21 protein-coding genes are annotated in these 25291 nt (G+C 32.9%); 4 read left to right on the forward strand and 17 right to left on the reverse strand.

Going from position 1 to position 25291, the window contains the following annotated elements:
* Positions 1–19 precede the first annotated feature (19 nt).
* The 5 genes from hpf to RIN63_RS09805 form a co-directional block, all read right to left on the reverse strand.
* Positions 20–553: a ribosome hibernation-promoting factor, HPF/YfiA family gene (hpf, locus tag RIN63_RS09785; RefSeq protein WP_310444547.1), complete on the reverse strand. Its 534-nt coding sequence runs from the start codon at positions 551–553 to the stop codon at positions 20–22.
* 261 nt (positions 554–814) lie between these two features.
* Entirely contained in the window at positions 815–1285 is a 471-nt protein-coding gene (gene flgN / locus RIN63_RS09790; RefSeq protein ID WP_310444548.1) for a flagellar export chaperone FlgN, read from the reverse strand.
* A gap of 8 nt (positions 1286–1293) precedes the next feature.
* Entirely contained in the window at positions 1294–1683 is a 390-nt protein-coding gene (gene fliS, locus RIN63_RS09795) for a flagellar export chaperone FliS (protein ID WP_310444549.1), read from the reverse strand.
* Positions 1684–1702: 19 nt separating this feature from the next.
* Positions 1703–3334, reverse strand: coding sequence for a flagellar filament capping protein FliD (fliD, locus tag RIN63_RS09800; protein WP_310444550.1), 1632 nt, complete (start codon positions 3332–3334; stop codon positions 1703–1705).
* 11 nt (positions 3335–3345) lie between these two features.
* The gene (locus RIN63_RS09805) at positions 3346–3735 is read right to left on the reverse strand and encodes a flagellar protein FlaG (protein WP_310444551.1); all 390 of its coding nucleotides are present in this window, start codon (positions 3733–3735) and stop codon (positions 3346–3348) included.
* A gap of 173 nt (positions 3736–3908) precedes the next feature.
* Here RIN63_RS09805 and RIN63_RS09810 point away from each other — a divergent pair, with 173 nt between their 5' ends.
* Positions 3909–4796 carry an aromatic acid exporter family protein gene (locus RIN63_RS09810; protein ID WP_310444552.1) on the forward strand — a complete coding sequence of 296 codons (888 nt, stop codon included), beginning with the start codon at positions 3909–3911 and terminating at the stop codon, positions 4794–4796.
* Positions 4797–4843: 47 nt separating this feature from the next.
* Here the strand turns inward: RIN63_RS09810 and RIN63_RS09815 are convergent, their stop codons facing one another.
* The 5 genes from RIN63_RS09815 to RIN63_RS09835 form a co-directional block, all read right to left on the reverse strand.
* Entirely contained in the window at positions 4844–6541 is a 1698-nt protein-coding gene (locus tag RIN63_RS09815) for a M3 family oligoendopeptidase (RefSeq protein ID WP_310444553.1), read from the reverse strand.
* 171 nt (positions 6542–6712) lie between these two features.
* On the reverse strand, positions 6713–7822 hold the full coding sequence (locus RIN63_RS09820; protein WP_310444554.1) for an ABC transporter permease subunit: 1110 nt from the start codon (positions 7820–7822) through the stop codon (positions 6713–6715).
* Positions 7819–8862 (reverse strand): ABC transporter permease subunit, encoded by a 1044-nt coding sequence (locus RIN63_RS09825; RefSeq protein ID WP_310444555.1) that lies wholly within the window; start codon positions 8860–8862, stop codon positions 7819–7821. The genes RIN63_RS09820 and RIN63_RS09825 overlap by 4 nt, the downstream gene beginning before the upstream one ends.
* Positions 8850–10475 carry a sugar ABC transporter ATP-binding protein gene (locus RIN63_RS09830; protein ID WP_310444556.1) on the reverse strand — a complete coding sequence of 542 codons (1626 nt, stop codon included), beginning with the start codon at positions 10473–10475 and terminating at the stop codon, positions 8850–8852. The genes RIN63_RS09825 and RIN63_RS09830 overlap by 13 nt, the downstream gene beginning before the upstream one ends.
* A gap of 63 nt (positions 10476–10538) precedes the next feature.
* Positions 10539–11753 (reverse strand): DUF3798 domain-containing protein, encoded by a 1215-nt coding sequence (locus RIN63_RS09835; RefSeq protein WP_310444557.1) that lies wholly within the window; start codon positions 11751–11753, stop codon positions 10539–10541.
* A gap of 255 nt (positions 11754–12008) precedes the next feature.
* Here RIN63_RS09835 and RIN63_RS09840 point away from each other — a divergent pair, with 255 nt between their 5' ends.
* From RIN63_RS09840 to RIN63_RS09850, 3 genes are all read left to right on the forward strand, one after another.
* Positions 12009–13721, forward strand: coding sequence for a site-specific integrase (locus tag RIN63_RS09840; protein WP_310444558.1), 1713 nt, complete (start codon positions 12009–12011; stop codon positions 13719–13721).
* A gap of 77 nt (positions 13722–13798) precedes the next feature.
* Complete coding sequence (locus RIN63_RS09845; protein WP_310444559.1) at positions 13799–14644, forward strand: HDOD domain-containing protein; 846 nt, start codon at positions 13799–13801, stop codon at positions 14642–14644.
* A gap of 94 nt (positions 14645–14738) precedes the next feature.
* Positions 14739–16736 carry a S9 family peptidase gene (locus tag RIN63_RS09850; protein WP_310444560.1) on the forward strand — a complete coding sequence of 666 codons (1998 nt, stop codon included), beginning with the start codon at positions 14739–14741 and terminating at the stop codon, positions 16734–16736.
* Positions 16737–16762: 26 nt separating this feature from the next.
* On the opposite strand, the gene RIN63_RS09855 is transcribed toward RIN63_RS09850, so the two are convergent.
* From RIN63_RS09855 to RIN63_RS09885, 7 genes are all read right to left on the reverse strand, one after another.
* On the reverse strand, positions 16763–18115 hold the full coding sequence (locus RIN63_RS09855; protein WP_310444561.1) for a TldD/PmbA family protein: 1353 nt from the start codon (positions 18113–18115) through the stop codon (positions 16763–16765).
* A 2-nt stretch (positions 18116–18117) separates the two neighbouring features.
* Positions 18118–19503, reverse strand: a complete 1386-nt coding sequence (locus RIN63_RS09860; protein ID WP_310444562.1) for a TldD/PmbA family protein — start codon at positions 19501–19503, stop codon at positions 18118–18120.
* An 18-nt stretch (positions 19504–19521) separates the two neighbouring features.
* The gene (locus RIN63_RS09865; protein WP_310444563.1) at positions 19522–20478 is read right to left on the reverse strand and encodes an oligopeptide/dipeptide ABC transporter ATP-binding protein; all 957 of its coding nucleotides are present in this window, start codon (positions 20476–20478) and stop codon (positions 19522–19524) included.
* Positions 20471–21496 (reverse strand): ABC transporter ATP-binding protein, encoded by a 1026-nt coding sequence (locus tag RIN63_RS09870; protein WP_310444564.1) that lies wholly within the window; start codon positions 21494–21496, stop codon positions 20471–20473. Before RIN63_RS09870 ends, RIN63_RS09865 begins: the two co-directional genes overlap by 8 nt.
* Before the next feature lie 12 nt (positions 21497–21508).
* Positions 21509–22429 carry an ABC transporter permease gene (locus RIN63_RS09875; RefSeq protein ID WP_310444565.1) on the reverse strand — a complete coding sequence of 307 codons (921 nt, stop codon included), beginning with the start codon at positions 22427–22429 and terminating at the stop codon, positions 21509–21511.
* A 12-nt stretch (positions 22430–22441) separates the two neighbouring features.
* A complete protein-coding gene (locus tag RIN63_RS09880; protein ID WP_310444566.1) occupies positions 22442–23377 on the reverse strand; it encodes an ABC transporter permease in 936 nt (311 codons plus the stop codon).
* 76 nt (positions 23378–23453) lie between these two features.
* On the reverse strand, positions 23454–25154 hold the full coding sequence (locus RIN63_RS09885; RefSeq protein ID WP_310444567.1) for a peptide ABC transporter substrate-binding protein: 1701 nt from the start codon (positions 25152–25154) through the stop codon (positions 23454–23456).
* Between the last annotated feature and the right edge of the window lie 137 nt (positions 25155–25291).

Here is a 25291-nt window from a genome sequence, read left to right on the forward strand (position 1 = left end):
CCGCTTTATGATTTTAATATTAAATCTCTGGTTCAATCAATCCATAATTTCCATCTTTTCTTTTATATACTATGCTTACATCTTCATTATTAGCATCCATAAATACAAAGAAATTGTGTCTAAGTAATTCCATTTGTAGTATTGCTTCCTCTGATGACATTGGTTTTATGCTGAATCTTTTCTTTTTTACTAATTTAGGTCTATCTGCTTCTTCCTCTGGTGTCAGTGGTGCAACATTTTCAAACCTAATAGTTTCACTGTTTTTATATCTGTTTTGTAATCTTGTTTTATATTTCCTGATTTGCCTTTCCAATACATCAACTGCCTTGTCAATTGAAACATACATATCATCTGTTGATTCTTCAGCTCTAATAATAGTTCCAGGTAGGTTTATGGTTACCTCAATTATTTTTCTATTCTTCTCTGAACTGAAAGTGACATTACCTTCAATATCTTTCTGGAAATATTTATCTAGTTTTCCTATCTTTTTCTGTGTTACATCCCTTAGTGCATCTGTAATCTCCATATTTTTTCCAGTAAAATTCAATTTCATAAACCCAGCTCCTTTCATATAAGCTTAATTGCTTATACTATTTGTATATATATTACCCTTAAATCTATTATAATAACATATATTAATTTATCTTATTTGGAATAATTAGGGCTTAAAATTGTGGATTGTTAATTAAATTCCTGTGGATAATGTGTATAAACCTGTGGAGAACTGTAAATAATACAATTTTCATTGTGGGCAATATGATCTTTATTGTGGATATGTTACTCAGAAAAAGAAAAAGTAGAAAGAAAACTCTTTCTACTTTTTTTCATCTATAAGCATACTTACTGAAGATTCATAGTTATATCCCTTATATGCTTTTTTTCCTTCTTTTACTTGTTTTATATCTAATTTTATCTTGTCTATATTGGATTTCATTTTCCTAGTATTTTCATTATCTAAGGCTGATATCTCATTAAGAATATTGTTTACATCTTCTACAATATCTTTTAATGTTTTAACATTATCAAATTTTCTTACATCGATTTTGTCAAAACTATCTATACCTTCCTCTGATTTAATAGTATTATATAATCCCAAGAAATCTTTATCTATGATATCAACCTTGTTCATTATATTTTCTTTGTCTTCTAATACTATTCCCAAATCATCCAAATTATCATTGTCTATCAAATCTTTTTGTTTTTTTGTCAGCTTTAAAAGATCAGTTAGTAGTTTCTTCTTATCCTTTGATAATAATATAACTTTATTAATATTAGTAACTGTCATTTAAACACCTACTTAGCCTGATAAACTTTTTGTTTAATTTGCTTTATGACTTCTTTCCATGTGTCTCTCATATCATTTACTATTACAAGTGCTTCATCTATAGCATTTATATCTTTTTTAATATTAGCATCTACTAACTTAGACAATACAAAATCATACAAGCCTCTAAGCTCTTTGGATATTTCATAATTCATGTCTAGGGAATAACTTAATTCTGTAATAATATCTTGAGCCCTCATTAATGAAGAGTGGGTCTTTTCGTAATTCTTGTTTTCTATACTATATTTCCCAATATTCATAAACTTAATTGCACCTTCATACAACATAAGTGTTAGTTCTTCAGGCGTCGCTGTAAGAACAGTATTTTGCTTGTATTGATTTAGAGCCTGATAATTCATCTTTTTCTCTCCTTATTTTTTAGCCGAATTGTTGTGATAACCAACCACTTTGACTACTCATCTGCTGCATATATTTTTCCATCTGTGTAAATTTAGCATAATATGATTCTTCTTTCTTTGCAAATAAAATATTCAAATTATCTATTTTTTGATTCATCTCTGCTATGGATTTATCTATATCGGAGATACTTGATTTTTTAGTTACAAAATCTAAAAGCATATTAGACTTTACAGATCTAAGCAAATCTGAGTCACTTCCTGGACCTGATTTATCTATAATGGATTTCATTCCAGTTATTAAATCGTCATATACCCTTGTGAAGATACCCTTAGAACTATTTTTAGCATCTCCTAGTATTTCCTTTCCATCTGCATCGTAGCTACCATCCTTAAATAATAGCTCCATTACTCCCTCAGGATCTTCTTCGATGGCTTTTCTAAGCTTTTCAGTATCTATTTGGAGTTTTCCACCAGCAGATCCTCTAGCATAGGATTCAGTGGATATTCCTATTTTCGTAATATGATTATATTTTTCATCTACACCTTCCAAAGTCTTATATAAATCATTTCTCATGGATTGCAGTGTTCTATTAATAGTCTCATCATTATTTAACAAGCCTGACTTAGCTTTTTCTGTCCATAGCTTAACATCATCGTCTTTCATAGCACTCTTTTCTTCTGCAGATAGAGGATGATAACTACTATATTTTTTTTCATTCAAAAGCAAGGATGATGCATCTATTAAAGCATTATAATCACTTACAAGCTTTTCAATTTTCTCCATTATGCCATCTACATTTGTGGAGACATTGATATTTGTAGTGCCTATTGATTTAGCTTCGATGTTTAACCCATTTAAAGTAAAGTTATTAGATGAATAAGTTAAATCTACACCATTAAACGAAATTTTTGAATCCTTGCCCAAACTATAAATAGCTCCTGTATGCCCTTCACCTGCTGAATTCTGTTCTTTTATATTGTTTTTAAGTTTATTGATGAATTGCACACTAGCAGCATTTCCAGTTACAGCTGTTAATCCAATATATGCATCTTTTCCAGTTTCTGTAGTTTGCATAAATAATCTGCCATTAGTCTTATCATAAAAAGCAGTTACTCCTGTTTCTTCTGTCTTTGCATTTATAGACTTAACTACATCATCCATGGTTATATCAGTTGTTCCAACTGTGCTTCCCACTTCAATTTTAATATTATCTGAAGTTAAATTAAATTCCATATGTTTAATACCTACTAAAGCATTTTCATCCAATTTAGCGCTGGTAAAACTAGCACCCTTTGCCAATTCCTTAACCTCAATACTAAAACTTCCATTAACAGCTTTAGATGTAGATGATATAGTAGCTGCTGCTTCATTTGATGATGTTGCTTTTCTTACATAACTAAGATTAGTATAAGATGTATCAAACAGTGATCCTGTACTGCTACTTGTCTTCAACCCTATATCCTTTTTAGTGTTCAATATAAAGTTTGCATATAGTTTGTTGACACTATTGTATCCCTCTTGTCTCCATAATGCTACTTGCTTAGATTGTTCGAATCTGTCAACCTTCATTCTTTCAACCTTCATCAAGCTTTGAACCATAGCATCAGTATCCATACCTGAATACATTCCTGAAACTCTCATATTACTCATAAAATCACCACCTATATCTTTTTATCTACTATGATTCCAACAACTTCCCAAATTGCTGCAACCATATCAAGTACTTTTTCTGGAGGTAGTTCTCTAATTACCTCACCGTTAGTTGTATCAATTACCTTTACCATTATTTCCTTAGTTTTTTCATGTATGGAAAACTCGAATCTTCTGTCGTAAACAACAAAATCTTTGTTTGCTTTTTCAATTATATCAATAACTTCTCCTTCTGAAAAACGCTTTTCCTCTACATATCTTTGTTCCCCATCATTTCTTTCTCGGTTTGGTATTGTTCTTGTCTCAAACCTTGGTTTACTTTCAGTTGAACTTAGATGACTAATATTACTGCTATTTGAAGAATTTATCATTGTACTACTTCCTATTCCATCAAGTTGCATAGTGCTATCCCCCTTCAATCTAGTTCTACATAATTTATCGACTATTATCTATTATTCTTTAATGATGTGATTGTAATTTTTTGGATATTACATTTTTTTAAAAATATGTTTTGTTGTCTTAGTTATATTTTGTGGGTATAATAACTATATCGATATTAGAAAGGGGATGCCTCTTGAAAAAAAGTATAAAATTAAAGATGGGCATGAGAACTATAAAAACTGGCTTGGCAGTTGCAATAAGCCTTATACTTTGTATTATATTTAAATCTAAAAGCCCCATATTTGCAGCTATAGGGGCAATTGCATCTATGCAATCATCAGTTTCTGAGTCCTTAATTGCAGGAAAAAATCGTATGTTGGGTACTTTTATAGGTGCTATTGTTGGTTTGATATTTTCCTTGGCATTTCCAGAAAATCCTATATTCATAGGCCTGGGTGTTAGTATTGTAATTCACATTTGCCATTTATTAGACTGGAATAAAGCTTTGCAATTATCAGCCATTGTATTTGTAGGTATTGCTTTAAATCCTGAAATGGATGTAAAACTATCCTATTCTCTTTTTAGAATAATTGATACATTCATAGGCATTATAGTGGGAATGATTATAAACTACTTTGTTTCTGCTCCTAATATGGAAGAAAGAATAATGGATTCTATAGAAATACTCTATATTGAAAGTAAAGATATAATCAATAATTTAATATGGAAAATAGAGGATGTAAGTCTGAAAGAATTTAGAACAGACACTGTATTATTAACTGAGAGCTATGAAGCTCTTAGCAAAGATATACATCTTAACCTGACGAAAAAGCAGGATTCTACTTCTTACAATAGAATCTTATCTAAAATAGAATCCATAGAAAATAATATATCTTTACTGTCAGAAATAAACAAATCTCCCTTCCTGACTAAAAGAAACCAAGAATTATTGGAAGAATTATTCAATAAGCCTATACCAATTAATGAGGAACTAGTTAAAGAGGATATAGATATTGTATATAATTATCATTTGACACAAGCTTTAGACAATCTACTAGAAATAAAAGAATTTATTGGTTAAAGGCAAAAAAACTTGTGTATATATACACAAGTTTTTTTAAAATTCAATTAAAATTTTCTATCGTCTACATTATCTAGCCAATCTTTAATAGGCTCTACTACTTTCTTTATTGTTCCATCTACAAATGGATTATCTAATTTAGCTAGTTTAACTAGTTCAAGGAAAGGAAACTTTCCTCCAACCTTACAAATGCGTATATAGTCTTCCCAAGCACTTTCCCTATCTTCTCTGGATTTAATCCAAAATTGAAATGCACATACTTGAGCAAGAGTGTAATCTATATAATAGAATGGACTAGAAAATATGTGTCCCTGTCTAAACCAATATCCACCTTTTTCAAGGAAGTCATTGCCTTCATAGTCTCTAAAAGGAAGATATTTCTTTTCTATTTCTCTCCATTTTAACTTTCTTTCCTCAGGAGTAGCGGTTGGGTTCTCATATATATAATGTTGGAATTCATCTACTGTAACACCATAAGGTATAAAGTTTACCGCTCCTGATAAATGACTAAACTTGTATTTATCCACCTCATCTTGGAAGAAAAGTTCCATCCATGGCCATGTAATAAACTCCATACTCATAGAATGAATTTCACAAGCTTCATAGGTTGGGAAAAAGTATTCTGGTAGTTTCAAATCTCTACTTAAATATACTTGAAAAGCATGACCTGCTTCATGGGTTAGTACATCCACATCTCCAGAAGTCCCATTGAAGTTTGAGAATATAAACGGTGATTTATATTCTGGCATTATAGTGCAGTATCCACCTGCCATTTTCCCCTTTTTACTTACTAAATCTAATAATTCTCTTTCTACCATAAAGGTAAAGAACTCATTAGTTTCCTTAGAAAGTTCTCTATACATCTTCTTTCCATTCTCCAGGATCCAATCTGGGTCTCCCTTAGGAGTAGCATTGCCAGTTAAATACTCTAGAGGCTCATCATAATATTTTAATTCTTTTAGGCCTAGTCTCTTCCTTTGCCTATCCATGGATTCTGCAACTAATGGAACTAAGTCTGTATATACTTGTTTTCTATAATTAGCCACCATGTTTGAATCATAATCAGATCTGCCAAGTTTCTTATATGCCATCTCTACATAGTTGACAAATCCTAAAGTCTTAGCCATTTTGTCCCTTACTTTTACTAATTCATCATAGATTCTGTCAAACTCAGCTTCATTTGATTTGAAAAATCCACTAGTAGCTTCTGCTGCTGCCTTTCTTATATCTCTATCTTTTGATTCTGCAAATGGTCTCATTTGGCTTAAGTTCCTTATTTCACCTTCAAAAGGAATCTTAGCTGAAGCCACTAATTTATCATATTCTGTTATTAGCTTATTTTCCTTAATTAGATCTTCAATTATTTCTTCAGAAAATGTTTGGAGTTGTAATTCTGCAAGGGTAAATACCTGTTTGCCCCAAGCTTCCTCCAATTCATCCCTAAACTTGGAGTTGATAAGTTCTTTATAGAATTTAGAAACCAAATTTTCAAATTTAGGTCTATTTTCATCTATAAAATCATTTTCAGCTACATAAAATTCATCTCCTGTATTTATTGAATGTCTAATACTGACTAAAGTTCCCATGGTATCTATATAATTCCTTATCTTGTTGATTTCCTCCATTACATTATTCTGATCCTCAAATCTCTTAGATTCACTAAATTTTTGTAGAAGTTCATTAAACTGATCCGTAATCTTACTTAAATCTGGTCTCTCATACCTATAATCTTGAAATTTTAACATATCTTCCCTCCTATTCTAATATTACCTAATTTAATAATATCAAATTTTTCCCATGATTAATAGATAAATTATTTAAACATGAAGTAATAAAATAAGGAATATCAGGTTTATAATTGAAAAAAATAAACAGAATTGAAAAGATGAGGATACTTAATCCTCATCTTTTTTATCTTATTTAGGTTTTGATTGCTGAGCATCTATCCGAAGGCTCATCCTATCCAATTCCTTATCTTTTTGTCGTTTCCATGAATGAAGAATTAAAGCTAATGTTACAACACCATATGAGAAAAACATACGGAAGTATTCACCAATCATGGCTTGACCTGTGACATATTTACCTGCTGCTGGCATTACTAAAAACATTAAATGGAACAATACTGTACCGATAAGTGCATTGGGAATAGTAGCCTTAGCAACTGATGCACCACCTACCAATAGAGATGCGGCAGCGAAAAGAGCTGCTTGATCCGCTCCATTATATGTGTTTAAAGTTCCAATATTTTGCAAATAAATTATTTGTCCATAACTAGCAAGAACCGTTGATATTATAATCGATTGAATACGAGTTTTTTCAACAGCAATACCTGCAGAGTTGGAAACATGCATATCTTGACCTACGGCCCGCATATCCTGACCTAATTTAGTCTTTTTGAACCATATTGTAAAAATGCAGATTGCTCCAATAATCAAAAATGTTCCCACAGGAATTTTTACATTACCTATCTTTAACAAAAGCAAATTGTCGAATCCTTTTGCAACACCTAAATCCAATGCATTACGAATACCATAACCTCTAGATAATAGTATCTTTTCATTTTTAAATGGAATTATATTACCAAATAGATACAAAAGGAAAAACTGATATATCCCTGAGATAAAAAGCCCTAACATCATGGAAGTGATCATCTCTCTACCCTTAGCCCTATTTAATACTCTACCTCCAAAATATCCAAGAACTATGGCAATAGGTGTTGCAATAACAGCAGCAATAGTCAATCCTAATGCTCCTTCAATTCCCCAATCAGTAATGAAGATCAAGCCAATCTGACCTGCCATAGCACCTAAAACCATACCAAAGTTAATACCCATACCTGCCATTACAGGAAGTAACAATGCTAAAACTAGAAATGAGTTTCTAACCAATCTTGTTATTACCTGATCTATTAAGTAAATGCTGGAAAACCTAGAAAGAGGAATAGCTATAATACTAATTACTAAAAACATTAATGGTACAACACTACTTGTAAGTATCTTTCCCATTTTATTTTTATCTTTCATCATTCTTTACCTCCCTTTCCTCTAGTCAGTGCATATACTATTAATCCATTAGTGACAATTATTCTAATAACTTCAGAAACATCAATATTAATTGCACTATTAATAACTGAAGGAGTCATAGTTAAAATCCCTTGGAATAAAAATGTACCAATTATAACATTCATTATAGTAGCTTTGTTAACGGAGGCACCTCCAAGAAGTACAGCTGCAACTGATGGGAATGCAAATGCCAATGGAGAATTATACATTTGAATAAATCCAAAACTCTGCTCATAAACAATCATTCCAACTGCTGCAATCATAGTCGAGAGCATAACAGATATTATACGCATTCTATCAATATTAATCCCTGATGCCCTTGCATAGTCAGGGTTAGACCCTACTGCTGTAATTGCAGTTCCAGTTTTGGTTTTGAAAAATCCCCAAACGAACAATGCTACAATAGCAAAAAGCAAAATCATCCCTGTAGGAATTGTAAAGTACTCTGTAACCTTTATCTTCCATAGCCCACTCAGTTGATGAATCCAATATTGATCAAGACTAATAGTAGTACGCAGTCCTTCACCTTTAAATCCTTGTACAGATGCAGGGTTTTTGAAAGGTAATATGGTCCACATTATATTCATAAAAAATACAAATGAAAACCCTACATATGTTGCAATAATCATTTCATCCCCCTTAACACGATTTAGTAATAAACCGTAGAGAAATCCAAATATTGCAGCAAAAAATATACCTACTAAAAATGCTATTGCTATGCCAGGAAAACCCACGAAACCAAATTCTAAACTCACAACAGCACCAAACATTCCAGCTATTAAACCTACTGGTATCCCGAAGTTTAATCCACATCCAGATTGAATCATTGGAACCATGGAAAGAACCATAATAGCATTCATTCCGAAACGGACTATAACATCGTTTAAGGATGTGTCAACCCTAACTCCAAAAATGGGTGCAGCAATAAACAAAGCCAGTAAGAATAATGCTATTATAATGCGGGGCCAACCAAAATTTCTGATAAACCTATTTATCGCAACCATATTTTCTCACCCTCTTCATTGACCTTATATTCTCCAGACATCAATAGTCCAAACTCAGTTATCTCAGTATCTGGTGGCAAAATCCCATATATTTCACCTTCACAAACAATAGCAATCCTATCACTTATGGATCGTAACTCTTCTAATTCAGATGAAATAATAACTATGGTTGTATTATATTCCTCATTATACTTTCTAAGTGCATTTAAAACCAATTCCTTAGCACCTACATCTATACCACGGGTGGGCTCAGATACAAATAATAACTTAGGCTTTGTTGCAAAGGCCTTTGCAAGACAAACCTTTTGCTGGTTACCTCCTGATAGATTACGGGCTAATTGTTTTTCACTGGTACATTTTATTTTCAACTGCTCTATATATTCTTGAGCACATTCCCTCATGGATTTATCATCCCTAAAAGTGAAAAGGCCTCCTAAATAACTCTTTAAAAACCTATCTTGAGTTTGCATTGCATTAAATGCAATATTCCAGTCAATTGGTTCATCCAGTAAAAGCCCTACTCCCCTTCTATCTTCTGATACAAAGGATATTCCTCTTTTTAATACCTCCAAGGTATTATTAAGTGGAAGAGGTTCATTTTCAAAGAATACTTCACCACCAGACGCAAAAAGTCCCATAATACCATTGGGAAATCCTAATTTCCCTTGCCCAGCAAGTCCGCCTATGCCTAAGATTTCACCTTTACGAATCTTTATAGATGCATTCCTGATTACCTCTCCGGGCATATCAACCCAAAGGTTTTTGCTTTCAAGTATAATATCCTTTTCATCTATCTTAGATACTCTCACTTCTTGCTCTTTTTTCTCTTCGATATCCCTACCAACCATCCATTTAGCTATTTGCCTAATATCAACACCCTCAGTAGGTCTTTCAACTACAACATTTCCATCTCTAAGAACAACCATGGTATCGCAAACTGATGTTATCTCACGAAGTCTATGGGATATAAATATAATTGAAACACCCATATCAGATAGTTTTTTCATGGATTCAAGAAGTATATCTGCCTCAGATTCTGTAAGTACAGCAGTAGGTTCATCTAATATTATCATTTTAACCTGATCACGCTTAATCTCACGAGCAATCTCAATAAATTGTTTATATCCTACAGGTATTTCTGATACTAAGGTTTCTGTGTCTAAAGAAACACCTAGTACATCTATGACATCCTGGGCGTTTTTACTAATCTCCACCCTATCTATTGTTTCAAGTCGTTTTCCAAATATCTTTGAAATAAAGCTACTTTTAGTCTTCTCCATATTTAATAAAATATTTTCAGCTACGGTAAATCCAGGTATAAGAGAAAACTCTTGATGTACCATGCCAATTCCTGCATTTAGTGCATTTACTGGGTTTTTGAAATCAATCTTTTTTCCATCAAAATAAATTTCACCTTCATAACCACCAGTTTCCACTATTACATTCATCCCAAACAGGATATTCATTAGTGTAGATTTTCCTGCACCATTCTCTCCAACTAAGCCCAATATCTTACCCTTTTCTAAAGTAAAACTTATATCTTTCAAAACCACATTCTCATTATAACTTTTCCCTACATTTGCTACTTTTAGTAATACATTTGTTGTAGACATAATTCACCTCTTAGTCAATAACACATATGGAACGGTCTAAATAGACCGTTCCATTGTATTAAATTATTTTATATCTTTATATTTTTCTGGTACTTCTTCATCTGCATTTCCTATATAACCCTGTCCAAATACATAGGTATCTTGATATACCATTATATGGTTTTTTATATCTTCTTTACTAGCTTTATCATAGTACAATGATCCATTCCATTTAGCACCTGGAGTATACATAGTGAAAGCTTCTAAAACATCTTCTAAATTATCTTTTTCCATAGTTCCCTCTGCTACTTGCTTACCATATTCAACTAAACCTTGAGTAGCAGTATATCCGTAGGAGAACGCCCATGTACCCATTCTTCCACTACCACCTGCTTCAACTACAGCAGCTTCAACCTTTTTAAGGATCGCTGGCCAATCACCTGCTTCTTCCTTTAAGTCAATACCAAAAGCTCCTGGATATCCCATTATTGGTGAAGGTAAGTCTGGCTCAACAAATATTGCTCCTAGTTCTGCAACTCTCTTTAATAGTGGCTCTGTTTGAGCATCATTAGTAGCGAAGAAGGCTGTATTCTTTCCATATTTATCAACCCATGCAGGCATCTGTTCTAATATGAATTGTTGTGCTCCTGGTACACCAACATCGCTCATTGGATCTGGGGCTGTCTCAGAAGCAAATTTAATTCCTAAATCTTTACTTGCCTCTTCCATTATATTTCTTCTTGCAGATAATAGCTCAATACTCATATGTCTTGGGAAGGATATGTGTACAAATGTTTCTGCACCCATCTTCTTAGCAGCCAATATCATCAAATATCCACGGTTAATATTATCTGGGTCTACAACTAAATCAGCTGCAGCTTCAACCATTGCCACATCTTCTTGTGAAGAGTTGGCTAAAAGTAATATATCTGGTCTTCTTTCACGAATCTCTTTAAATGCAGCTACAGTTCCCGGAACTGCTTGATTTACAACAATCGCTTTCATATTAGGATCATCTGATAGCCCAACAATTTGTGCAATTGTAGTTTCTGCCTCTTGCATGAAGTTATCTGGATAGGTGACATGTTTTATCATACCGCCGTTATCAGCATCCCCATACTTTTCAATCATAGCTTCAGCACCTCGAAGCTCATCTTCTCCTTGTGATACTGTACCTGTTACAATACCAATATGAATCTTCGACTCGTCAACATCACCAGGTGTAGGTGATGCAGTACATGCAACTAGGCTAAATACCATTATTAAGCTTAAACTAATTAATAATACCCTTCTTGTCATTTTGTAGCCCTTCTTTCTTATGTGAGTATAATATATATTGGGATTAAAATTGCTAAATCCATATATAATGTATTAAATTTTACAATATTAAATATATTCTGTCAATGGGAATCAAGCATTTCCAATATTTGACAGCATTTTTGTCATTATAATTATAATTATGATTTTTGTTTTTTCTATTGTACATTGAGTTGTAAAATGGTATATAATATAATTTGCTAAACGAGTTATTGTTATAAAATTTTGGGGGGAGTTATGCAAACATTGAATTATAATAAAATACAAAAAATTGAAATGTCTGCAACTGAAAAGTTGCTAAAATATATATCTAGTGTAATACAAGATGAAACATTATTAGATAAACTTGATTTTGTTTATCCTGATTTCGGTGAACACACTTATAGATTAGCATTTAATGTATGGATAAGCATTGACTTTGTAGGAAAAGATGGTAAAACATTCATAGAAAAGTTTCTTGAAGAAAAGTCTCCTGAACTAACTACTGAAGAAGCAGAAATACTAATTGAAAAAAACAAATCAAATATATCTCTCTTTGAAATTTTAGATATCAACGGAGAGTCTATTATTGTCTTAGATTTGCTTCAAAATGAAAACTATACTATTTGGGATCCAGAGCTATTATCTTCAGTATCTGAGGGAGATATTATATTTGCAAGAATAGGGAATTTATTGGGACATGTAACTTTTATAGGAGATATTAGTTATTTACCTTCTTCATTAAAATCCATGTTTATTGAAGAGGCTTTTGTTGACTTCAATCATATAAGGTTTGAGTTTCCAATGCTTACTTTAAAAGATTATCTAAAGAAATATAGCGCAAACTTGTATAAAATCTATACAAATTGTGTTTATGAAGCAATGGAAACAGAAGAAGATGTTACTTCAACTCTTTATGATGAATTAGATGAGTTTGAAGCTTACCTTCAATTAAAAACGCCAAGGGCCTCAGTTAGAAAGTATGTTTCAAATTTAATGGATTTCTTTGAATACTATTTGATAGATGAAAACTTGACATTATACGATATCGATCAAGTGGATTTTGACTCCTTCTTTAGGGAAGGGATTAAAGAAGGGTTTATTATATCTCAAGAGGATTTAAATGCCTATATTTCTACTTTGAAAAAATATTTAGGATTCTTAAGCAACAAGAATCATAAGTACAAAGATGTATATAATAAGCTACTGGATATTAGCAAGAACAGATTTGAGTTAATGAATCAAATAAAATTAGTTAAATCTCCCTTTACAATTAATCGTGATTTATCTAATATAGTCTCAAACTACTTTAATGAAGATGCCGTATCTCTTATAATGGATTATGATAAATTTATACTATATCTATTGGACAGGCCCTTAGATTTAACTGAGAAAAATAAATATATTAAAAGAAAAAACCTAATAGAATTAAATGATATATTGGAGTTTGGTAGTTTTGTAGATAAGAAATCACCAAATCAAGTAGATTTCCCTATTATCCATATGTTTTATAAATTTTCACTGCGATTAGGCCTACTTTCAATTCAGAATAATACATTATCTGTTGCTAAAAAGGGGTCCAATTATTTAAGATTAAGAGATGAAGATAAATATACTTTGTTTTTTGAATTTATTTGGAGTAATGATTTTATAGCTGAAATCTCAAGTATCAAACATATGCCTATGCTTGATACTATGAAAAATGATTTAGCAAAACTATTATCTTCTTTAAATGAAAATATTAGTTATGAAATAAGTACAATCTTGCCAGCATTCTCAAGTCAACCAAGATTATTCTTTGCATACTATATATATTTACAGTATCTAGGAATTATCAAATGTAATCTGTATCCAAACTATGAAATAATAAAAACTTCCCTTGGGAATATGGTTCTGAATTTCTTAGAATCAAAAAATAAGAATGATAATGAGTGTAGAGTTGTAGAGCTAAAATCCTTTAAAAGAAAGTAGGTAATTATGTCTATATGATAAGTTTGAAAATTTGGGTATAATTATATAAAAGCTACTTCTAGATAGGAGCGATTACTATGACAAAACTTAATATAGAGTATATTGTATCTAAAGTTGATGATATGAAAGTTTTACCGCAGATTATAAATGAAATAATAGCTTTAACCGACGATCCAAACTCTACAATTCAAGATATGGAAAAAGCAATACTACAAGATCAAGTTTTAACTACTAAAATTTTGCGTCTGGCTAACTCAGCTTACTATGGATATGCGAGAAATATTTCAACTATATCTCGAGCTGCAGTTCTTCTTGGCTTTCAGGCTATAAAAAGTCTTGCATTGGCTTCCACTGTGAGAACATATCTATCAGATGAATTAAAGGGATATTCTCTAGAGAAAAACGAACTCTGGACTCAATCTCAGACATGTGCCATTGTTTCTAGACTTATTGCAAAGAAGGTAAAATATACTAATCCAGAAGAAGCTTATGTTGCTGGACTCCTTCGTGATATCGGAAAAACAATATTAAATCAACATATGGAAAAAGAGTATTCTCAAGTATTGACAAGAGTTGAAGAAGATAATGTATCTTTTTTAGATGCGGAGAGAGAAGTTTTTGGCTTTAACCATGCAGAGATTGGTGAAAAAGTAGCTGAAAAATGGAATCTCCCTGAGTCATTAGTAGATGCCATTGGACATCACCATACTCCTGAATTGGCAACTATTAACCCCCTCTTAGTCTCAATAGTTCATATTGCAGATGCTATAACTATGATGATGGGTGTAGGCCTTGGACTAGATGGACTAGCCTATAACCTTTCTCCTATGGCAATCGACACAATAAATCTAGATGAAGCACAGCTTCACGATATTATATCCCATGTGACTGATTTAGTCACTGACCAAGATAGCTTTGAATAAAAATGTAACCAAACTGGTTACATTTTTTTACTTTTATTTATAAATAGTATATAATAAAATTAGATACACTAAAGAATTTATTGGAGGGATGCTTGTGGAGAATTTAAGGTTAGATGATTTTACGAAATTCAAATTTCTGTCTGGAGTTAAACTATCCCCTACAGGAAAGAATACAGCTTTTGTACTACACCAAATAGATTTAGATGAGAATAAATATTTATCGAATATCTATATCTATGATGAAGAAAAGAAATCAGAATTTAAATTAACATCCTTAGATGAAGAAAGATCCTTTATGTGGAAAGATGATAATACAATTCTTTTTCCTGCCGTAAGGACTAAAAAGGACAAAGAAAGAAAAGAAAATCAAGAAGAATTCACCACTTACTATGAAATTAATATAAATGGTGGCGAAGCTAATAAATCCTTTGAAATTCCATTTAATGTTAGCTCCCTAGAAATACTTGATGATAATAATCTTTTAATTACAGCATCCTTTGACCTTAATCGTCCAAATTTGGAAGGATTATCTGATGAGGAAAAAGCAAAAGTAATGAAGGAAATGAAAGAAAACAAGGATTACGAGGTCATTGATGAGATTCCATTTTGGATAAATGGTGGAGGATTCACAAACAAAAAAAGGAATAGATTATATATATATAATTTAGAAGACAAAAAAGCTACTCCTATTACAGATGTATTTACTTATGTAGATGGATTTAAGCTAAATAAGGATAAATCCTTAGTAATCATTACTGCTACTTCTTTTATGGATAAAATGCAACTTAACTCCGATTTGCATCTCTATAATATTAAAGAAAATAAATTAGAAAAATTAACCCATGAAGATATTTTTAGCTACTCCTCTGCAGATTTCTTTGGGGACAAAATACTTTTTTCTGGGAATGATATGAAATCTTATGGTATAAATGAAAACTCACATCTATACTTAATGGATTTAGATGGTACAAATCCTCTTAAAATAACTAGAGATGATTTTGATTATAGCATGTATAGCTCCATAGGATCTGACTGTAGATATGGTGCTAGTAGATCTAGAATAATTGATGGAGAATACTTGTATTTTGTAACTACAGAGGGATATAGCTCTTATATCAACAGAATAGATAAATCTGGAAATATGGAGAAGCTAATTGAAAGCAAAGGATCCATTGATGGTTTTGATGTCCTTGATGGAAAAATCAAATTTATTGGACTTAGAGGACTTAAACTGCAAGAACTATATAGCCTAGAAGGAAAGGAAGAAATCCAACTTACCCACTTCAATGAATGGATTATGAATGAGAGAAAACTTTCTAAGCCTGAATACCTAAGCTTTGAAGTAGACGGCCTTACAATAGATGGTTGGGTAATGAAACCTGTAGATTTTAAGGAAGGTAATAAATATCCTGCAATACTAGATATCCACGGAGGTCCAAAAACTGCTTATGGTGAAGTATTCTATCACGAAATGCAATATTGGGCTAATGAAGGTTATGCTGTATTCTTCTGCAATCCAAGGGGTAGCGATGGTAAAGGTAATGAATTTGCTGATATAAGAGGAAAATATGGCACCATAGATTATGATGATATAATGAAATTTACAGATTTAGTACTTGAAAGATATCCTTTTATAGATAGTGAAAGAGTTGGCGTAACTGGTGGCTCCTATGGAGGATTCATGACCAATTGGATAATAGGTCATACAAATAGATTTAAAGCTGCTGCTTCTCAAAGATCTATATCCAACTGGATCTCAAAGTTTGGAACTACAGATATTGGATACTATTTTGTAGAGGATCAACAGGCTGCTACGCCTTGGTCTGATGTGGAAAAACTATGGTTCCACTCCCCTATGAAATATGCAGATAAGGTAGTGACCCCTACTTTGTTCATCCATTCAGAAGAAGACTATAGATGTTGGCTACCAGAGGGTATACAAATGTTTACTTCTTTAAAATATCATGGTGTTGACTCAAGACTATGTATGTTTAGAGGAGAAAATCACGAGCTAAGTAGATCTGGAAAACCAAAACATAGAATTAGAAGATTAGAAGAAATAACCAATTGGTTCAATAAATATTTGAAATAAAAAAACTGGTCCTTTGACCAGTTTTTTTATTTTCCTGTTATGGCTAAGCTACCTACATAAATGGAGGGGGACCCAAAGTAGCTTGAACTTGGATGAGAAAATTTTGTATCATTTCCTATATATTTTATACTTTTTAACATTGTAAACAAATTACCTGCTACGGTAATTTGAGCTAATGGTCTAACTACCTTCCCATTTTCCACTAGCAATCCATTAGATGATAGGGCAAAGTCTCCTGATGTAGGATTGATTCCTGCATGTAGTCCGTGAATATCAGTAATTATTATACCCTTTTTCATAATATCTGCCATCTCATCTAAGGACTTATTACCTTCTTCAATATACATATTTGTAGCCATTACTCCTATGGAAGCTTTGTGAGAAGACCTAAATCCATTACCTGTAGACTTTACATTTTCTTTTTCAGCAGTTTTTCTGCTATGAAGAAAAGTCTTAAGTATTCCATTTTCAATTAAATACTTTGCATAAGTAGGGCTTCCTTCATCATCAAAACTTCTAAAGTATTTTCCACCATCCATTAGAGGATCTTCTTTAATATTTAAAATATCTGCTCCTACTTGGGAATTTAATTTCCCTTTCAACGATGATAGACCTTTTTGCACAGTACTCCCTAGGAATATGGGAGAAAAGGAGCTAAACATATCTGCTGATACATTGTTTCTAAGGATTACTTCATAGTTTCCAGATTCTATAGATTCTGCACCTAACATGGATACTGCATCTCCTACTCCGTCCTTTATTAGGATATCCTTATATGCCTCAGAAAGGCTATTGAATACTTGGTGAGAATATCCAGTTTGCATGTTTGAACCTTCTTCAGTTACAGCAGATAATCCTAAAACACCTATAGTATGACTGTCTTCTAGCTCTAATCCCTTAGTATTTTTAATATATACATTCTCTGTGCTTTCTCTATAACTGCAACCATCTATGGTCTTTACTCTTTTGTCTAGAGCATAGGCTTTTTTCTCTAAATCTAATAAATACTCTATTTTTTCTTCCTCAGAATATTTATCTAATAAATTAAGTTTTTGTACATATTTTTCACCTGTTTTATATGGCGAAGATATGGTCTCTATTTCTTCATTCTCATTGTTTTCTGCATATTGAATTAAATTGTTGATAAGCTCATCTATACTCTCAAGCATTAACTTTTCAGTGTAGGAATAGCCCATTCTATTATTATAAATACCTCTTAGTGACAAAGCTTCTTCTTCTGAAACTATATATTCTTCTAATTCTCCTTCATATATATTCATATTAATTGAAGAAGCTTTTTTAATATAAGCTTCAATATCTACAATATTATGTGCTTTTCCCATTTCAAATAATAATTCTATTAATTTATCCCTATCCACAGCTATTCCTCCCTTCCACCAACAGTCATAGTTTTAACCCTAATAGTAGGTTGACCTGCACCAATGAATAATGCTCCACTTCCTGCATAGCAATATCCTTGTCCAATTTCTAGATTGTTTCCTACCATATCTACATCTTGAAGTATTTTATTGCCATTTCCTATTAAAGTTGCACCTTTCACTGGCTTAGTTATTTTACCATTCTCAATCAAATAAGCTTCTGAAAGAGAGAAGTTAAAATCTCCTGTAGCTGGGTTTACAGATCCTGCAGAAAGATATTTCGCAAATAACCCTTTTTCAGTATTTCCTATTATTTCTTCCTTCGTACTAGTACCCTTGTCAATATAGGTATTTGTCATACGAGATGTTGGAGCAAATCTATAGGATTGTCTTCTTCCCGACCCTGTAGGATCCATATTCATCCTTCTAGCGTTTAATTTATCTATCATATATCCTTTTAATGTACCATTTTCTATTAATACATTCTTTTGAGTTGGCATTCCCTCATCATCTACTCCGAGAGATCCCCATGAGTTTGTTATAGAACCATCATCCACTAAAGTAACCACATCTGAAGCAATCTTCTCTCCTATTCTACCTGAGAAAACAGAAAGACCTTTAGCTACAGAAGATGATTCTAAGCTGTGGCCACAAGCCTCATGGAACATTAACCCACCAAATCCATTGTCCACTACGACTGGCATATTTCCAGCAGGACAATAATCAGCCATGGCCATGGTTTTAGCATTTCTAGCAGCTTCTCTTGCATAATCCTCTATGTTGATCTTTTCATAGAACTCAGTACCCATTAAAGCACCAGGCCCAATGTAACCAGTCTCCATTTTTCCATTATGCTCAGCTGCTACTATAATTAACATTCTAGTCCTTACTCTTTTATCCTCTACATAAACACCATCAGTATTAGCTATTAAGATATTTTGGTCCTGATCTAGGTAATTCACCGTAACTTGAGATATTGAATCGTCATAGGATTTAGCAGCAGAAAATGCTCTCTTTGTAAATCCTATCTTATCTCTAAAATTTACCTGTGAAGGCAAAATATTATAAGGATGTTTTGTTGGTATTACTGATTTGTCAAAGTTAAGTACGATATCTTTTTTATTTCCTTTGATAGTTTTAGTTATCTTTCTAGTAATATTCAAAAGATTTTCCCTTGATAGGTCATTGGTATAGCCATAAACTGAACTCAATCCCGAAAATACCCTAATACCTATACCAAAATCTCTACCACTCATACCTCTTTCTATATTTCCACCAACCGTAGCTATCTCAGTGGAAAAATTATCCTCTACAAACACCTCCGCAAAGTCCCCACCTGAAGCAAGGGCTTCAAAAAATATATCTTCAATAATTGATTTATTTATCATGAAATTCCCCCCAATTCTCTAGTATAGGTGACAAGCAACAAAATGGTCCTTTTCTACCTCTTTTAATTCTGGGGTCACCTTGTGGCATATGTCTTTTGCATAAGCACATCTCTTAACAAATTTGCACCCAACTGGTGGATTAATAGGAGATGGAACTTCACCTTCTAGCTTTATTCTCTTTCTAGTTTCCTCTGAATTAGGATCAGCAACAGGTATAGCAGATATTAAAGCCTTAGTATAAGGATGTAAAGGATTGCTATATAACGCCTCATTGCTAGTTAGTTCTGCCATAGAACCTAGATACATTACCCCTACTCTATCGGATATATGCTTAACCATAGAAAGGTCATGGGAGATAAATAAATAGGTTAATCCCATTTCCCTCTGAAGTTTTATAAGAAGATTTACTATCTGTGCTTGTATAGATACATCAAGGGCTGATATAGGCTCATCACACATAATAAACTGTGGTTCTACCGCAAGGGCTCTTGCAATACCTATTCTTTGTCTCTGTCCACCAGATAATTCATGTGGGAATCTTGACCCATGCTCAGGGTTTAATCCTACCTTATTTAGCAAATCACTAATTCTATCTTGTTTTTCCTTATTAGTTAAATTAAAGTGAACATCTATACCTTCTCCTATGATGTCCCCTATGGTCATTCTAGGATCTAATGAAGCATAGGGATCTTGGAAAATTACTTGAGCATTTTTCTTAAATTTAAGCTTTTCAGCTCTATTCATTTGATGAACATCTTGTCCATTAAAATAAACATGTCCATCTGTAGCTGGATAAATGCCAAGTATTGTCCTGCCGCAAGTAGTCTTTCCACATCCAGACTCACCTACAAGTCCTAATGTCTCACCTTTTTTAATACTAAAGCTTACATCGTCTACGGCCTTTAGAGTTGCATCCTTTCCTACATAAAAATATTTTTTTAAATTAACTATTTCTAATAAGTTATCCTTATTCATTTCTTTCACCTCCGCTAGGGACAGGTCTCTCTACTTTAGGAGCATCTGGATGCTGTAGCCAGCAACTTACCTTATGATTATCTGATAGAATAGTCTCATCAGGTCTTCTTTCCTTACATATTTCCATAGCATGCTCGCATCTTGAAGCGAATGGGCAGCCTTCCAATGGAAGTATTAAATCTGGAGGTGTTCCTCCTAAGGAATAAAGCTCCTCTTTGCTCTTTTTATCTATACTTGGTACAGAATTTAGTAACGCCCATGTATATGGATGTTGACTGTTATAGAATATTTCTTCCTTTGTACCGGTCTCTATAATGCTTCCTGCATACATTACCTGAATTCTATCTGCAAAATTTGCAACAACTCCAAGGTCATGGGTTACAAGAATAATCGAAGTATCAAATTTATCTTTTAATTCACTTAGTAAGTCAATAATTTGTGCTTGAATAGTAACATCAAGAGCAGTAGTTGGCTCATCCGCTAAAAGAATCTTTGGGTTACATGATAATGCAATTGCAATCATTACCCTTTGTCTCATACCACCTGATAATTCATGGGGATATTGCTTCACTCTTTGATCTGCATTTGGAATATTAACTAATTTAAGAAGTCTAATGGCCTCCGCCTCTGCTTGCTTTTTATTCATACCCTTGTGAATTTGTAAGCTTTCCATTATCTGTTTACCTACTGTCATAGTAGGATTTAGAGATGTCATAGGGTCTTGGAATATCATGGATACATCTTCACCTCTATAGGACAACAATCTCTTTTTTTTCATCTGTACAACATCTTCACCCTCAAATAAAATCTGTGAACCAGTTTTTATTTCTGCTGGTGGTGTCTTTAATAGTCTTAAGATAGCTTTAGCTGTAACAGTCTTCCCACAACCTGATTCACCAACAATGGCTAAAGTTTCTCCTTTATTTAAATGAAAATTAACATTTCGAACTGCTTTTACCTCACCAGCGTAGGTATGAAATGATACATTTAGATCTTTTACTTCTAATATCTTCTCCATCTTTTTCCCTCCTTATTGTCTAAGCTTAGGATCTAGAGCATCTCTAAGTCCATCACCTAATAGTGTAAATGACAGCATGGTTAAAGCAATCATAAGTGCTGGGAAAAATAATTGATGAGGGTAAAAAACAAAATTCGACTGTGCCGCTGATGCTAAAGCACCCCAAGATGTAGCTGGTGGCTGAGGTCCAAGTCCAAGATAAGATAAGAAGGACTCAGCAAATATATAATTTGGAATACTAAAAGTTATAGCAACAATAACTACCCCAAGTGAATTTGGTATTAAATGTTTTATAATAATCTTCCAAGGACTAACTCCCAATGCTTCTGCTGCCATAATATATTCCTGTTGTTTTATCTGTAGCATCTGACCTCTAACAAGTCTCGCCATTCCACACCAGCCAGTTAAAGTCAAAGTTAAAATCAATGTACCAATACCTCTTGAATCTACCATTATAGAAATTAGTATCACGACTATCAAATAAGGGATAGATGTCAGTACTTCAACTATCCTCATCATAATAGTATCTATTTTACCACCAAAATATGCTGCAAATGCACCATAGATAATTCCTACGACTGTTGATATAAGTGCGCCAAGAATACCTATAATCATAGATGATCTACCTGCTTGCCATACCCTTGAAAAAACATCACGACCAAGCTCATCAGTACCAAACCAATGCATTGAATTGGGTTTTAAATTCTTCTTTAAACCATCTATTTCCTCATATTTGAAGCCATTTATATGGGGCCCTATTACGGTCATTATACCTATAGTAAGAAGTAGTATTAGAGCTAGAGTAGCAACCTTGTTAGTTTTAAGCCTTCTCCAAGCATCTTGCCAATAACCTATCCTAGGACGAGCCATGGCTTCTCCTAAATCCTTGTCTATGCCAACCTTTCTGAATTTATCCTTTGAAATACTTTCCATTTTTAGGTCCTCCTACTTACTGTTTTTTGAAACTCTGATTCTTGGATCCACTACACCGTAAAGTAAATCTACTACTAATTGAGATATAATAAACAATGCTGCATAGAAAACTGTAGTACCAATAATCATGGTATAATCTCTATCATTTATTGAAGTTATATAATATGATCCTAACCCAGGGATACTAAATATCTTTTCTATAACAAAAGAACCAGTGAAAACCCCAGCAATTTGTGCCCCAAGTATAGTAATAGCAGGTAAAATTGAATTTCTAAGTACATGTTTCCTTACAACATTAAAAGGACTAACCCCTTTAGCTTGTGCTGTAAGAATATAGTCTTGTCCTAAAACTTCTAATACATTTGAACGCATATATCTTGCATATGTAGCTATTGAGCCAAATGCCATAGCTATAGATGGTAAAATAGTATGCTTAAGCTTTCCCCATCCCGTAGTTGGCAACCATTCAAGTTTAACAGTAAAACCATACTGCAATAATGCCCCTATGATAAATACTGGAATGGTTACACCTAGCATAGCAATAAATATAACTAAATAATCTGGCCATTTATTTCTATTTAAGGCTGCAACTATTCCAAGGATAATTCCTATTGGAATTCCTATGGCAATTGCTTGAAATCCTAATCTTCCTGATACCGCAGAGTTCTTTCCTATAGTCTCTGTAACAGACCTACCTGGATATCTTAGAGATTCTCCTAAATCACCTTTTGTAACTAAATTCTTCATGAATTTCCCATACTGTACAATAACAGGCTGATCTAAACCATACTTTTCATAATAATTTTGCCTAATTTGCTCAGGTAATCTTTTAGCCATATGTGCTAATGGATCTCCTGGTATACTATGCATTAGGAAAAAAGTAAGAGTTATTACAATCCATAAAGTAAGCAACATATAGCCAATTCTTTTAAAAATATACTTGCCCATTTTCTTCCTCCTTACCGTATTTAGCAATATAGCAGCTCACAGGCATAGCCTGCAAACTGCTACTAATTATTCTGCCTTATCTACCTTGTGTGAAACCGTATTTATACCCTTGAGTACCAAATGGAGTAACTCCTAGGCTCTTAATAAACTTATACCTAAATGAATTTGTTCTTGGATATACTACTGGAGCTACTGCTGCTTCTTCATATAGTAAAATATGTTCTGCCTCTGTATAGTACTCTAAACGTTTAGCAGGATCCATCTCTGCAGATGCTAAGTCTATAAGTTCATCAAATCTTTCATTTGACCATCCTGTTCCAATAGCTGGTGCCTTAGAATAGAATAAACTTAACATATTACTTGGATCATTGAAATCTGCTCCCCATGCCATATAACCTATTTGGAAATCACCTTTTTGAACACTACTGTCAAAAACTGGCCATTCCATTTGATTAACTTCTAAATTAATTCCTAAGTTTGTCTTATACATTTGTTGTAAATATTCACCATAAGTTCTAAACCATTGGTCTGTTGAACCCAAGGAAATTCTTACAGTAAGTTTAGATGGATCTGTATCCATTCCTAATTCTTCTAATCCTTTAATTAAAAGTGCTTTTGCATCAGAATCCTCAACTAATTTACTAACTGGTGATTCTGCTACTTGTCTATATTCGTCATCGCCTAAATTCATACTTGGTGGAACCCATCCAAATGCAGGAGCATTTACGCCGTTCCAAATAACATTTGCTGCTTCTTCTCTATTTATAGCTGCTGAGAAAGCTTTTCTTATATTAGCATTCTTAAACACTTCATTTTGAGTGTTAAAGAACATGAAGAAAGTACTAGGGTTAACTATTTCAATATGATCTAAGTTCTCATCCTTCATGAATTTTTCTTTCCACTCTGGTCTATTAGCTACTGCTGCGTCAACAGAACCATTAGCTAATGAGTTATAGATTGCATTTTCATCTTGAATAATCTTTAGATTTATAGTTTGCATTTTAACATCATCTTTACCCCAATAGTTTTCATTCTTAGTTAAAACTAATTCACTATTGTGTACCCAATTAGTTAAAGTAAATGGTCCGTTATAAACTACAGTATCAAGTTCTGTACCATATTTATCTCCTTGAGCTTCAACTATATCTTGTCTTTGTGGTAGCATAACTCTTTGATAAGTTAATTGCTCGAAATATGGAGTTGCTGACTCTAGAGTTATTTCAAGGGTCTTATCATCTAATGATTTAACTCCAAGTTCATCAACTGACATTTGTCCACTATTAACCTTTGAAGCATTCTTGATAGGCATTAATATAAATGCATATGGAGAAGCTGTATCTTGTGCTAATGATCTTTTGATACCATACTCATAGTCTTGTGCTCTTACCTTAACACCATCAGACCATGTATTATCTCTTATTTTAAATGTCCAAACACTGCCATCTTCATTATGATCCCAGCTTTCTGCACCAGCTGCTGCTAAAAAGTTGTTTTGATTTTCATCTTCTTCTAATCTTGTAAGTGGTTCAAATACATTGTTTAGTATTGTGTTAGAATAGCTATCTGCACCTTTAGAAGCGTCCAATGTACTTGGCTCTGCACCTAATATTAAGTTTAGATATTGTTCACTATCAATATCTGTTGCTACTTCAGTATTCCCACCTGTACTATCTGATGGTTTGTCCACTACCTTTGCATCTTCTTTTCCACAGCCTACTACAGTAAGTAAAACTAACAACATTACAATTGATAGTACTAAGAACTTCTTGTTTCTCATCTGTGAATCCTCCTTTTTAATATTAGAAAAAATAATTTAATTACTTTTAGTATAGATTATTTTCTAACACATGTCAATCTTTTATCTAACATTGCGTTAGATTTGTTTCTAACACAATAAGTTCTTATAATCTAATT

Origin of the sequence: Tissierella sp. (assembly GCF_031460495.1) — a bacterium.
Lineage (GTDB): Bacteria > Bacillota > Clostridia > Tissierellales > Tissierellaceae > JAVKTS01.

What these genes read in the sequence shown, in the direction of transcription:
- RIN63_RS09805 (WP_310444551.1), bottom strand. Translation starts at nt 3,735, where the DNA reads ATGCAACTTGATGGAATAGGAAGTAGTACAATGATAAATTCTTCAAAT.
- RIN63_RS09880 (WP_310444566.1), bottom strand. Translation starts at nt 23,377, where the DNA reads ATGGGCAAGTATATTTTTAAAAGAATTGGCTATATGTTGCTTACTTTA.
- RIN63_RS09885 (WP_310444567.1), bottom strand. Translation starts at nt 25,154, where the DNA reads ATGAGAAACAAGAAGTTCTTAGTACTATCAATTGTAATGTTGTTAGTT.
- RIN63_RS09865 (WP_310444563.1), bottom strand. Translation starts at nt 20,478, where the DNA reads ATGAATAAGGATAACTTATTAGAAATAGTTAATTTAAAAAAATATTTT.
- RIN63_RS09835 (WP_310444557.1), bottom strand. Translation starts at nt 11,753, where the DNA reads ATGACAAGAAGGGTATTATTAATTAGTTTAAGCTTAATAATGGTATTT.
- RIN63_RS09870 (WP_310444564.1), bottom strand. Translation starts at nt 21,496, where the DNA reads ATGGAGAAGATATTAGAAGTAAAAGATCTAAATGTATCATTTCATACC.
- RIN63_RS09845 (WP_310444559.1), top strand. Translation starts at nt 13,799, where the DNA reads ATGACAAAACTTAATATAGAGTATATTGTATCTAAAGTTGATGATATG.
- RIN63_RS09840 (WP_310444558.1), top strand. Translation starts at nt 12,009, where the DNA reads ATGCAAACATTGAATTATAATAAAATACAAAAAATTGAAATGTCTGCA.
- RIN63_RS09860 (WP_310444562.1), bottom strand. Translation starts at nt 19,503, where the DNA reads ATGATAAATAAATCAATTATTGAAGATATATTTTTTGAAGCCCTTGCT.
- RIN63_RS09830 (WP_310444556.1), bottom strand. Translation starts at nt 10,475, where the DNA reads ATGTCTACAACAAATGTATTACTAAAAGTAGCAAATGTAGGGAAAAGT.
- fliD (WP_310444550.1), bottom strand. Translation starts at nt 3,334, where the DNA reads ATGAGTAATATGAGAGTTTCAGGAATGTATTCAGGTATGGATACTGAT.
- fliS (WP_310444549.1), bottom strand. Translation starts at nt 1,683, where the DNA reads ATGAATTATCAGGCTCTAAATCAATACAAGCAAAATACTGTTCTTACA.
- RIN63_RS09820 (WP_310444554.1), bottom strand. Translation starts at nt 7,822, where the DNA reads ATGATGAAAGATAAAAATAAAATGGGAAAGATACTTACAAGTAGTGTT.
- RIN63_RS09815 (WP_310444553.1), bottom strand. Translation starts at nt 6,541, where the DNA reads ATGTTAAAATTTCAAGATTATAGGTATGAGAGACCAGATTTAAGTAAG.
- RIN63_RS09825 (WP_310444555.1), bottom strand. Translation starts at nt 8,862, where the DNA reads ATGGTTGCGATAAATAGGTTTATCAGAAATTTTGGTTGGCCCCGCATT.
- hpf (WP_310444547.1), bottom strand. Translation starts at nt 553, where the DNA reads ATGAAATTGAATTTTACTGGAAAAAATATGGAGATTACAGATGCACTA.
- flgN (WP_310444548.1), bottom strand. Translation starts at nt 1,285, where the DNA reads ATGACAGTTACTAATATTAATAAAGTTATATTATTATCAAAGGATAAG.
- RIN63_RS09875 (WP_310444565.1), bottom strand. Translation starts at nt 22,429, where the DNA reads ATGGAAAGTATTTCAAAGGATAAATTCAGAAAGGTTGGCATAGACAAG.